Annotated in this window: 1 protein-coding gene; it reads right to left on the bottom strand. The window is 64.6% G+C overall.

Features of this window, described 5'->3' with window-relative positions; genetic code table 11:
• Window positions 1–30 precede the first annotated feature (30 nt).
• Window positions 31–13,029, bottom strand: a complete 12,999-nt coding sequence (locus tag TU74_RS15580) for a non-ribosomal peptide synthetase (protein ID WP_048377021.1) — start codon at window positions 13,027–13,029, stop codon at window positions 31–33.
• Window positions 13,030–13,116 lie beyond the last annotated feature (87 nt).

Here is a 13,116-nt window from a genome sequence, read left to right as displayed (position 1 = left end):
GCCGGAATCACGCACGGGCCTGAACGTGGATTACAGCCCCTCCAGTTCCGCCATCAAGTCACTGAGACGGTCGACCTTCTCTTCGTTGATCTCGCTGTCGTCCAGCCCCTGGATGTACTGCGCCAACGCTTGTACGCAACTGCACTCAAACATCGCCCGCAGCGGTACGTTACGTTGCAACACCTTCTGCACCCGTGAGGCGATTTGCGTGGCCAGTAACGAATGCCCGCCCAACGCGAAGAAATTGTCAGTGACTCCCACCCGGTCCACCTGCAACACCTCGGCCCAAATATCGGCCAGGGTCTGCTCCAGCTCCGTGCGCGGCGCCAGGTAATCTTCGCGCGGCTGTTGGCCGATCTCGAGTGCCGGCAACGCCTTGCGGTCCAGTTTGCCGTTGGCATTGAGCGGCAGCCGCCCCAGCCACGTCCAGTGCAGCGGCACCATGTACTCCGGCAGTTCGGCCCGCAGACGCTGCTGGATGCGCTGCAGCGCCTCGCCATGGCTCAGCGCCGACGGTGCGGCCACCAAATACCCCACCAGGTACTTGCCATTGGCGCCCTCCTGCACGCCAACCGCCGCGTCACGCAGCGGCGGCTGTTCATGCAGACGCGCTTCGATTTCCCCCAGCTCGATGCGGTAACCGCGAATTTTCACCTGATGGTCGATGCGCCCCACGTATTCCAGCACCCCGTCCAGGCGACGTCGGGCCAGGTCGCCGGTGCGGTATAAACGCTCACCCGGCGCGCCGTACGGGTTCGGCACAAAGGCGATGGCGGTGCGCAGCGGATCACTCACGTAGCCGCGCCCTACCCCGGTGCCCGCCACACACAACTCGCCCACGGCGCCCAGCGGTACCAGTTGCAGGGCGCTGTCCAGCACAAACAACCGGTTGTTGTCGGTCGGGGTGCCGATCGGCAAATAGCTGCCCTGGGTCGACGCCTGATCGACACGGAAAAACGCCACGTCGTCCGAACATTCCGCCGGGCCATAGGCGTTGACCAGCCCGATCTCCGGGTACCGCGCCAGCCATTGCTGGGCCAGTTCCGGCGACATCGCCTCACCTGTCGGCAACATCCAGCGCAAGCCGTCGAGGGGCACAGGCGCCTGCGCCAGCATCCCTTGAATCAGCGACGGCACGCTTTCCAGCACGCTGATGCGCTGCGCAGTGACCTGCGCCAACAACGCCTGCGGGTCATGGGCAAGGGTGTTCGGCACGATCGCCACCCGCGCCCCGAACAACGGGGCCGCCAGGAACTGCCAGACCGAGATGTCAAAGCTTTGCGAGGCCGTCTGGGCAATCACGTCCCGCTCGGTCAGTTGCAGGTACGGCACTTTGCTCAACTGGTTGTTGAGCATGCCGCGCTGTTCCACCATCACGCCTTTGGGCAAACCGGTTGAGCCCGAGGTGTAAATCACGTACGCAAGCTGGTCGGGCTGGCTGTAGACCTGCGGATTATCCTCGGCGAGCGCTGCTGCCTGCACCTCTTCCCAGACCAGCAGGCGCGGACGGATCGGGCACCCGGCGTCGTCGATCAACCCTTGGGCCTGTTCCCGGCACGCTTCAGTGCACACCAGTAACGGCGCGCGGCTGAGGTCGAGGAGTCGGCTCAGGCGCGCGCCCGGCAGCCCCGGGTCCAGCGGCAAATAACCGGCCCCGGCCTTGAAGCTGCCAATCATCATGCCCAGCAACGGCAAACCGCGCTCCGCCAGCAACGCCACAGGTTGGTCCGGGCGCACACCGGCGTTGATCAGGGCATGCCCCAGGCGGTTGCTGACCGTATTGAGCTCGCGGTAGCACCATTGCTGATCGAGGCAACTGGCCACAATCCGCTCGGGGTGCGCCGCCACCTGCGCTTCGAACAACTGGACATAACTGTGCTCCAGCGGGTAGTCGCGCTGGCTCTGGTTGCAACCGTCGATCAAGAAGTCACGCTCACGGTCGCCCAGCAAAGGCAACTGCGCCATGTCACCCTCCAGCCCGTCCATTAACGCCAGCAGCAGGCGCTTGAATTCCGACAACAGCCGTTCGACGCTGCTGCACTCGAAGTAACGCTGGTCATAAGACAGGTGCAGGCCCAGGTCATCACCGGGGTAGCACACAGCCGTCAGCGGGAAGTTGGTATGGGTACGGCCCGAGTCCGAGGTGGCCTTCAGGTGCTGGGCCCGGTCCATGACCGACATGTCCACGGGCGCGTTCTCGAACACGAACAAGCTGTCGAACAGCGGTTGGCCTTTTGGCAACTCACTGCGCTCCTGAATCGTCACCAGCGGCAGGTATTCGTACTCGCGCAGTTCCATGTTGTGCGCCAGCAGTTGACTCAACCATTGACGCACGCCCAGCGCCTGACCGTCCTCCGGCATCTGTACCCGCAGGGCCACGCTGTTGATGAACAACCCGACCGTGTGTTGCATCTGTGGCAGCTCCACCGGACGACCGGCCACGGTCACGCCGAACAACACGTCACGCTCGCCGCTGAATCGGCGCAGCACCAACGCCCACGCTGCCTGAGCAAAGGTGTTGATGGTCAACTGATGCTGTTGCGCCAGTTCCCGCAGCCGCACGCCGTCCTGCACCTCAAGGCGGGTGTAGCAATCGCCCACCAGCATGCCGCCGCTGTCGCCCGCATGCTCGCGCAGGAACGGACGGTCGCTCGGGATGTAGGTGGTGTGTTCAAAGCCTTGCAGGTTGCGTTGCCACCACTGGTTGGCCTGTTGCAGGTTTTGCTGTTGCAACCAGCCGATGTAGTCACGGTAGCGCGGCGCCAGCGCCAACTGCGGCGCACGACCCTCGCCCAGCGCGCTGTAGATTTCAAAGAAATCACTCATGAGCAGTGAGCGGCACCACGCATCGATCAGGATGTGGTGGTTGCTCATCATGAACCAGTAGCGCGCCTCCCCCACCCGGATCAGCCGCAGGTGGAACGGCGCCTGGTTGAGCAAGTCGAAACCGGCTTCACGTTCCTGCTTGAGCAACGCTTGCAGCCGCGCTTCGTGGCCTTCCTGCGGCGCATCGCTCCAGTCCTGATAATCCACGGCGGTGGCGCCGGGGCGATGAATGATTTGTAGCATGTGCTCACCGGCGTTCCAGCAGAACGAGGCACGCAACGCTTCATGCCGTGCGACCACGGCTTGCCAGGCCTGAGCAAAACGTTGCGGGTCCAGCGCGCTGTTGATGCGGTAGCGGTCCTGCATGTAATACAACCCGGTGCCCGGCTCCAGCAAGGTGTGCAACAGCATGCCTTCCTGCATGGGGGTCAGCGGGTACACGTCTTCGATGCACTCGGCGGGCACCGGCAGCGCGTCCAGCTGCGCCTGAGTGAGCGCGGCCAGCGGGAAGTCCGACGGCGTCAGGCCACCGGCACCGTCGCTCACACAATGCGCAATCAGCGCCTCAAGCTCGCGCAGGTAGTCCTGCGCCAGCAACTGCACGGTGGTCGTTTCATATCGGTCAGCGCTGAAGGTCCAGCGCAGCAGCAACTCGCCACCGTAGACCTGACTGTCGATGCTCAACTCGTTGGGCAACGACGCCTGCGGGTCATGGGCCGCCCCCACCGGTTCATCCAGCGGCCGGAATAACGCATCGCTGGCAAAACTCTGGTCGAACTGACCCAGGTAATTGAACGTGACCGCCGCTTCGGGCAATGCGGCCAGTGCCTGGCGGGTTGCGTTGTCGGTGAGGTAACGCAGCACGCCATAGCCCAGGCCCTTGTGCGGCACGCTGCGCAGGTGTTCCTTGATGGCTTTGATCGAAGTGCCCTGATCGTCGCTCAGCGGCGGGGTCAGGCGCACCGGATAGGCACTGGTGAACCACCCCACGCTGCGGCTCAGGTCGATGCCGTCGAACAGCGTTTCCCGGCCGTGGCCTTCCAGTTGCACCAACGCCGAGGGTTGCCCCGTCCAGCGGCACATGACCCGCGCCAACGCAGTCAGCAACAGGTCATTGACCTGTGTGCGGTACGCGCTCGGCGCCTGTTGCAGCAATTGACGGGTACGCTCGGCATCCAGACGCACGCTGACCGTCTGCGCGTGCAGGTTTTGCCGGCTGCCCTGCGGCCGGTCGCAAGGCAACACGACCTGTGGCCCGTTGAGTTGCGCTTGCCACTGGCTCAGTTCTTCGCGCAAGGCGTCGCTGCCGGCATAGGCCTGCAAACGTTCGGCCCAGTCACGCAGGGCGCTGGTTTTGGCGGGCAGGTTCAGCGGCGCCTGCGCCGCCCGTTGGCGATAAGCGGTTTGCAGATCGTCCAGCAGCACCCGCCAGGACACACCGTCAACGACCAGATGGTGAATCACCAACAGCAGGCGTTGCTCACCCTGCGGCCCGTCGATCAATAGCGCCCGCAGCAACGGCCCGCGGTCCAGGTTGAGGCTGCGCTGGGCCTCATCAAACAGGGCCTCGCAGGCGTGCCAGTCATTCACCTGGGCCTGCCACAGCAGCGCCTGATCGGCATCGCTCCGGTATTGGGCACGCCATTGCCCGGCGTGGCACTCAAAACCAAGGCGCAAGGCATCGTGATGCGCCCGCAATGCCACCAGCGTCTGTTCCAGCAGCTCGGGCTCAAGGCGCAAGGTCGGCTGCAACAGCACCGACTGGTTCCAGTGCGCGCGGTGCGGCATGTCGGTGTCGAAGAACCAGTGCTGGATCGGGGTCAACGCCGATTCGCCCGTAAGTGGCCCTTGTTCGGCCGTGGTCTGCTCGGTGCGCGTGGCCACGCTCGCCAACGCTTGCACGGTTTGATGCCGGAACAAATCCCGCGGGCTGAAATGGATGCCCAGTTGCCGGGCGCGGCTGACCACCTGAATCGACAGGATCGAGTCGCCGCCCAACTCAAAGAAGTTGTCGTTGAGCCCAACCTGCGCCAGGTTCAGCACGTCACACCAGACCTGCGCCAGGTGCTGTTCCAGCGGGTTGCTGGGGGCCACGTAGTGCTGACGGTTCAGCTCGGGGTCCGGGCTGGGCAAAGCACGCCGATCCAGCTTGCCGTTGGCCGTCAGCGGCATGCTGGCCAACAGCATCAGGTGGGTCGGCACCATGTAATCGGGCAACTGCACCTTGAGCCGGGCCTTCAGCGCTTCACGCAAGGCCGCTTGCCGGGCCTCGTCCTGCTGCGCCGGGTCGCACACCAGGTACGCCGCCAGTTGTTTGCCGCCGGGCAGGTCCAGCGCCAGCACCACGGCTTCGCGCACAGCCGGGTGTTCCAGCAGGCGACTTTCGATTTCCCCCAGCTCGATGCGAAAGCCTCGGATTTTGACCTGATGGTCGACCCGGCCCACGTATTCGACCTGCCCGTCAGCGCGTTGGCGCACCCGATCGCCGGTTCGGTAGAGCCGTCCGCCCACGTCAGAAAACGGGTCAGCCACAAAGCGTTCGGCGGTCATGCCCGGGCGTTGGTGATAGCCCTGCGCCAGACCGGCGCCGCCCACGTACAGTTCGCCGATGGCGCCCTGCGGCACCTGTGCCAGCCCGGCATCGAGAATGTACGCCACGCGGGCACCGATCACGCGGCCGATGGCCACGCTGCCCGCGCCCTCCTCCAGTTGCTCGGGCGCCAAGCTAGCCAGCGGCATGACCACGGTCTCTGTCGGGCCATAGGCGTTGAAAAACTGTTGCGGCCGGAACGCGGCCCGAATCCGTTGCACATGCTCACCGGTCAGGGCTTCGCCGCCCGTGATGCACAGGCGCACCGGCAGGGTCTGCTGTTGCGTGGCCAGCCACTGCGCCAGTTGGCTGCCGTAGCTTGGGGTGAACCCCAGAATGTTGACCTGCTGTTCACTAATCAGCTGGCAGATCTCTTGCGCGTCCCATTGCCCCTGAGCGCGCAACACCACCCGTGCGCCGCACAGCAACGGCACCAGCAACCGCTCGGTCGCCGCATCGAAGTTGATGGAGTAAAAATGCAGTTCACAGTCGTCCGGGCGCATGCCGAAGCTATCGATCACCGCACGGCAATGCATGGCGATTTCGCCGTGGGCCACCACCACCCCTTTGGGCTGTCCGGTGGAACCCGAGGTGTAAATGAGGTAGGCCTGATGCTGCGCCAGGCTGATAAACGGCAACTCGGCAGTCGGGTAGGCGGCCAGTTGCGCGCCGTCTTGCTCGGCACACCAGCGCGCCACGCCTTGCGGCAATGGCCCCAGGGCCTCAAACAAAGCGCGGTGGCTGAGCAGCAAGCCGATGCCGCTGTCTTCAATCATGTAATGCAGGCGTTCGAGCGGGTATTCCGGGTCCAGCGGCACGTAAGCGCCCCCGGCCTTGAGAATGGCCAGCAGGCCGACCACCATCTCCAGCGAGCGCTCCAGCGCCAGCCCCACCCGCACCTGCGGGCCCACGCCGCGTTCACGCAGCATCCACGCCAGACGGTTGGCGCGGCTGTCCAGCTCGCCGTAACTCAGGTGTTGCCCGGCAAAGGTCAAGGCAATGGCTTCGGGCCGCGCCAGCGCCTGTTCGGCAAACAGCGTGTGAATACACAGGTCCGGGGCGTAATCACCTGCCGGGGCGGCCATGGCCTCAACCTGTTGCTGTCGTTCGTCGGCGTGCATCAGCGGCAAGTCGCTCAGGCGTTGTTGCGGATCACCCAGCAACCCCTCCAACAGCGTGCGCCAATGCGTGGCCATGCGGGCGATGCGCGGCTCATCAAACAGGTCCGTGCTGTACGTCAGGCAGCACCCCAGCCGATGGTCGAGGTCGGTGACTTCCAGATTCAGGTCAAACTTGGTGGCCCGCGCGTCGTTGGCCAGGTACTCGACGGTCATGCCCGCCAGCTCCCGGCGCTGCTGGAATTCCCAGCGCTGGACGTTGCACATCACTTGAAACAGCGGGTTGTAGGCCGCGCTGCGAGGCGGTTGCAGCGCTTCGACCACGTGATCGAACGGCAAGTCCTGATGGGACTGACCTTCAATCACCGTGTGACGCACCTGTTCGAGCAACGCGCCGACACTCATGTGCGCATCGAGCTGGCAGCGCAGCACCTGGGTGTTGAGGAAGGCGCCGATCAGCCCTTCACTTTCGGGCCGAATGCGGTTGGCCACCGGCGCGCCGATGCGCACGTCGGTCTGGCCGCTGTAGCGATAGAGCAATACGGCCAGGGTGGCGGTCATGGTCATGAACAGCGTCAAACCGTGCTCGGCATTGAAACGGCGCACGCGGGCCGCCAGCTCATCACTCAGGTCAAAGCGAAACAACCCACCCTGATGGCTCTGCACCGGGGGCCGTGGGCGATCACTCGGCAACTCCAGCAGCGGGTGCTCATGCCCCAATTGGGCGGTCCAGTAATCGAGCTGGCGCTGACGCTCGCCCGATTCCAGCCACTGGCGCTGCCACACGCTGTAATCCAGGTACTGCACGGCCAACGGCGCCAGCGGCGATAGTCGGTCATCGAGAAAGGCTTCATAGAGCTGACCCAGCTCGCGGGCGAAAATATCCATCGCCCAGCCTTCGGTGACGATGTGGTGCAAGGTCAGCACGAAGTAGTGCTCGCGCTCCCCGGCCTTGACCATGCACGCCCGCAATAACGGGCCGGTTTCCAGATCGAACGGGCGATGCGCTTCGGTGTCGGCCAGCGCCTGCAAACGCTGCTGGCGGGTGGTTGGGTCCAGGGCGCTGAGGTCGAGCCAGGCCATGTGCAGGCCGGTTTCACGGTGAACCTTCTGACAAGCCACCCCGTCCACGCTCGGGAACGTGGTGCGCAGGGTTTCGTGACGCAGGATCAGCGCCTGCAAGGCTGCCTCGAAACGGTCTACATCCAGCACACCTTTAAGTCGCGCCATTCCGCCGACGTTGTAAGCCGGGCTGTCGGGTTCCATCTGCCAGAGGAACCACATGCGCTGCTGGGAGTACGACAAGGGTACGGGCTGGCTGCGATCGACCGTTTCAATCGGCAAGTGCGTGTTGTGCGTGCCGGTTGCCTGAATCAGCGCCACGGCGTCCACGAACGCCCCCAGCTCACTGGCTTCAAACAGTGTGCGCAACGCCAATTCGACGTCACAGGCCTGCCGGACCCGCGACACGATCTGCGTGGCTAGCAGCGAGTGCCCGCCCAGGGCAAAGAAATCATCGCGCAGCCCGATGCGCGCCTGCCCCAGCACTTCGCGCCAGATGGCGGCAATTTGCTGTTGCAGCGCGGTGACGGGCTCGACGTGTTCACGCACGCACCATTGCGGTGACGGCAAGGCGTGCGGATCCAGCTTGCCGCTGGGGCTCAAGGGCATGGCCGCCAGTTGCATGAGCTGCGCGGGCACCATGTACTCCGGCAGTTCCCGTACCAATGCGGCACTCAGTGACTGGCTGTCGAGCGCGTGGTTTTCAACGCAGGTGTAGTAACCGATCAACTGCGGCCCGGCGGCCGTGTCGCGAATCACCACGGCGGCGTGTGCCACGCCCGGCTGCGCCAGCAAGCGTGCTTCGATCTCCTGCGGTTCTACCCGGAACCCGCGCAACTTGACCTGCTGATCGAGCCGACCGAGGTATTCCAGCGCCCCCTCAGCGCCCCAGCGCACCCGATCACCGGTGCGGTACAGGCGTGAGCCGGGCTCGCCCAGCGGGTCAGCGATGAACCGTTCGGCGGTCAGCCCCGGACGCTGCTGGTAACCCCGCGCCAGACCGATGCCGCCGATGCACAGCTCACCCGGCACCCCGGCGGGCAGCGGGTTGAGTTCGCTGTCGAGCACGCGGCACAGCACGTTGCCCAGCGGCCGACCGATGGGCGAGCGTTCGCCGTCGGCCGGGCTGCACGCCCAATGGGTGACGTTGATCGCGGTTTCAGTCGGCCCGTAACGGTTGTGCAATTGCACGTTCGGCAACTGCGCCAGCACCCGGTCACGCAACGCGGCAGGCAACGCTTCGCCGCCGGAAAACAGGCGACGCAGGCTGTGGCAGTGCACGGTTTGCGGCTCGTCGACAAACACACGCAGCAGTGGCGGCACAAAGTGCAGCGTGGTCACGCCAAATTGCTGCACCACTTGCGCAATGCGCTGCGGGTCGCGGTGTTCGCCAGGCCCGGCCAGTACCAGCGGGCAACCGATCATCAGCGGCCAAAAACATTCCCACACCGACACGTCAAAACTGATCGGCGCTTTTTGCAGCAGCACGTCATCGGCCTGCAGCCCATAGGTGGCCTGCATCCAGTGCAGACGCTCACTCAGCGCGGCATGGGTATTGCCCACGCCTTTGGGCAAGCCAGTGGAGCCGGAGGTGTAAATCACATACGCCAGGTTATCGCCGTGCAGGTGCAGGCCCGGCGCATGGCTGGGCCAGGTGTCGAGCTTGAGCAGGTCCATCGCAATCACGCTCACGCCTTGCACCGCCGGCAAGGCTTGCAGTAGCGGGCTCTGGGTCAGCAGCAACGCCGCGCCGCAGTCCTCCAGCATGTAGGCCAGACGCTCTGCAGGGTAATCCGGGTCCAGCGGCACATAGGCGCCGCCCGCCTTGATGATTGCCAACAGGCCGATTAACAGTTGCGGGGATCGCTCGGCCGCAATCGCCACCGGCACGTCCGGCCCCACCCCTTTGTCACGCAGGTACTGGGCCAAGCGGTTGGCCTGGGCATGCAGCCCGGCAAAGTCGAGGCTGCCGCCGTCCCACTGTAATGCCACGGCGTCGGGCGTGTGCTGGGCCTGTTGCTCCAGCAGTTGCGGCAACCACTCAGACGCCGGAGCGCAAGGCGCGGCGCCCCAGGCCTGTTGTTCGGCGGATTGCCCGGGCGTCACGAGGTGCAGGTCGCCCACTGCCTGTTCCGGGGCTTTGCTGACTTGGTGCAGCAGGCTGACGTAATGCTCGGCCAGGCGCGCAATGGTGCTGGCTTCGAACAGTTCATCGGCGTAATCAAACGACAGTGTCAGCCGCCCCTGGCGATCTTCTTCACTGTGCAATTGCAGATCGAACTTGGCTTCGCGGCTGTGCCAGTCCAGCTCTTCGGCCAGCAACCCCGGCAGCCGGCGCAAGGCCGCCGGATCGCGTTGCTGGTGGTTAAACATGACCTGAAACAACCCCTGTTCGCGGGCCTGCGGCAGTGCCTCGATCAGTTGTTCAAACGGCACGTCCTGATGCGCCTGTGCCTCCAGGGTGACCTGCCGGGTTTGCGCCAACAGTTCAGTGAACGGCAAACGCCCGTCCAGTCCGGCCCGCAGCACCAGGGTGTTGATGAAGAAACCGATCAGGCCGTGGGTTTCCTGGCGCGCACGGTTGGCGCTGGGCACCCCAATGCGAATGTCGCGCTGGCCGCTGTAGCGGTAGAGCAGCGTTTGAAACGTCGCCAGCAGCCACATGAAAGACGTGGCGTTGTGCGCATGTGCCGCGGTGCGCACCGCGTCGCTCAAGGCGGCATCCAGCTTGAGGGTGTGACGGGCCGCGCTGGACCGTTTAAGGGCCGAACGCGGGTGATCGGTGGCCAGACGCAACACCGGGTGTTCATCGCCCAATTGCCGGGTCCAGTAATCGAGCTGGCGCCCCGCCTCGCCTTGCGCCAGCCATTGACGCTGCCAACTGCCGTAGTCGGCATATTGCAAGGCCAAAGGGGCAAGTTGCAGCGACTGACCCAGGCAAGCCGCCGCGTACAGCCGGGAGAACTCGTCGACCAACAGGTTCAGCGACCAACCGTCGGCAATGATGTGGTGCAGGGTCAGCAGCAGGTGGTGCTCGTGTTCATCGAGCTTGACCAGCATGACCCGATACAACGGCCCCTGCTCCAGGTCGAACAGGGTGCAGGCTTCCTGCTCGCGGATCTGCCGCGCACGGGCCTCCCGCTGATCGGCTGGCAGATCGCTGATGTCAATGAGGTGCAGGTCGAAGCCGGCCGCTTCGTCGACGCGCTGCATCGCCTGCCCGTCCCGTTCGTAAAAGCGCGTTCGCAATGCCTCGTGGCGCTCGATCAACTGCGCAAAACTGCTGCACAGCGCGGCCTGATCCAGCTCACCGCGCAACCGCAATGCACCGGGGATGGTGTACGCGCGGCTGGTCGGGTCCAGTTGCCACAAGAACCACAGGCGGTGTTGCGCCAAGGATTGCGGCAAGCCCTCTTCACGCGGCAACGCACGTATGGCGCCCTGCGCCGGGCCGCCTGCCTGTTGCAATACGGCAACCTGCGCCGCGAACGTCCCCAGCGTCGGCGCTTCGAACAGCACACGCAGGCTCAGCTCCAGCTTGAGTTCTGCTTGCAGGTGAGCGATCACCTGCGTGGCCAGAATCGAGTTGCCGCCCAACAGGAAAAAGTGGTCGTCGGCGGCCACTTGCTCGACCTGCAAATGTTCGCACCACACCCACGCGATCAACGCTTCCAGCTCGCTGCCGCGCCCGGCGTCCGCTTCGTCCGCCTGCGCAGGGCCGTGAGAGGGGAACTGCGCATAACCGTCGAGGCTGCCATCGGCCAGACGATTGCGGCAGGCAGAACGTTGCAATTTGCCGCTGGAGGTTTTGGGCAAGGCGCCGGGGTTGAGCAACACCACCACACTCGGCGCCTGCTGGCAGGCCTCAGCCACGGCCTGGCGAATGGCGTTGATCAGCGCATCGGGCGGCAGGATTTTTTGCACGCTGCGGCTGATCTCGGCCGCAATGCCAATCCCCTCTTCGCCTTTGACATTCACCGCGAACGCCGCCACGCGACCTTTGCGCACCACCTCCACTTCGCGCTCGATGGTTTTTTCAATGTCTTGCGGGTAGAGGTTTTGCCCGCGCACGATCAGCAGGTCTTTCAGGCGTCCGGTGATAAACAGTTCACCGTCATGCAGAAAGCCCAGATCGCCGGTGCGCAGCCAGGTCTGACCTTCGAATTGAACGAAGGTGGTGGCGCTGGCTTCAGGGTTGCGCCAATAGCCGTGCGCAATGCTTGGGCCGCTGGCCCAAACTTCGCCCACGCAATCGTCTGCCAATACGCACAGACGGTTGGGCTCCACGATCATGACTGCGTGTTCCGGCTGATGGGTGCCGCAGCTCATGACCGCGCTGCCGTCACCGGCCACGATGCGGTTGTCAGCCAGCGCCAGTTCGTCCAGACACAACGCAGGAATGCCCTGCCCGCGCTGGCCGCCTGCCACAAACAGCGTGGCCTCGGCCAGGCCATACGAGGCGAAATAGCTGTTGGCACTGAACCCACAGGGCGCGAATTTTTCAGCGAAGCGCTCCAGGGTGTCCTGACGGATCGGCTCGGAACCCGAGTACGCGACGCGCCAACGGCTCAAGTCGAGACCGGCCAGCGCACTGTCGCTGACTCGCTCGCTGCACAGTCGATAGGCGAAATCAGGGCCGCCGCTGATGGTGCCGCCGTACTCGCTGATGGCTTCCAGCCAGCGCAGCGGACGGGTCAAAAAATACGCCGGCGACATGAGCACGCACGGCACGCCGCTGAAGATTGGCTGCAACAGGCCGCCGATCAGGCCCATGTCGTGGTACAGCGGCAACCAGCTGACGATCACATCGTCGGGGTTGAGGTCGATGCCGAAGCCGCGACGGATCAGCACTTCGTTGGCCACCAGGTTGCCGTGGGTCACTTGCACACCTTTGGGCAAGGCCGTGGAGCCTGAGGTGTATTGCAAAAAGGCAATGTCATCGGCCTGCACCGCCACGGGCTGCCACTGTCGGGCCAGGCCGGGCTCAAGCGCATCCACACACAGCAACGGCGGCGCGTCGGCAGCGGTCAACGCGTCCAGCTGCATCAGCGGCGGGCGCAGGTTGCTGTGGGTCAGCAGGACGCGGGGTTGGGCGTCGGCCAGAATCGACAGCAAACGCTCCTGATGATGACGGCGCGCCGATTCAGGCGGATACGCCGGAACCGCAATCACGCCCGCATACAGGCAACCAAAAAACGCCGCCACGTAGTCCGGCCCGCTGGGGAACAACAATACGGCGCGGTCGCCCGGCCCGGCCGTGGCCTGCAAGGCCGCCGCGATGGTCCGCGCGCGCTGGTCCAGGTCGCCATAGCTCAGCACCTGCCCACCCTGCGGATCGTCAGCAAGAAAGCGTAAAGCCAGGCGGTCCGGGGTGCGGGCTGCGCGGTGTTGCAGGGCTTGAGCCAATGTACCGGGGAGTTCGAACGCGTCCATCTTGGGGTTTCCTGTAGAGGGCCGACGGGGTTTCGCGGTGACGGCGAAACGCCAACAGGCTCCAGGCTTGAAAAAAATCGGTCTGCT

Origin of the sequence: Pseudomonas lundensis (assembly GCF_001042985.1) — a bacterium.
Lineage (GTDB): Bacteria > Pseudomonadota > Gammaproteobacteria > Pseudomonadales > Pseudomonadaceae > Aquipseudomonas > Aquipseudomonas lundensis.
The sequence above is the reverse complement of the archived record's forward strand: the minus strand, read 5'-3'. Positions and strand labels throughout refer to the sequence as shown.

Bases quoted from the DNA above. Each gene is read 5' to 3' on its own strand.
- TU74_RS15580 (WP_048377021.1), bottom strand. From the start codon at position 13,029: ATGGACGCGTTCGAACTCCCCGGTACATTGGCTCAAGCCCTGCAACAC.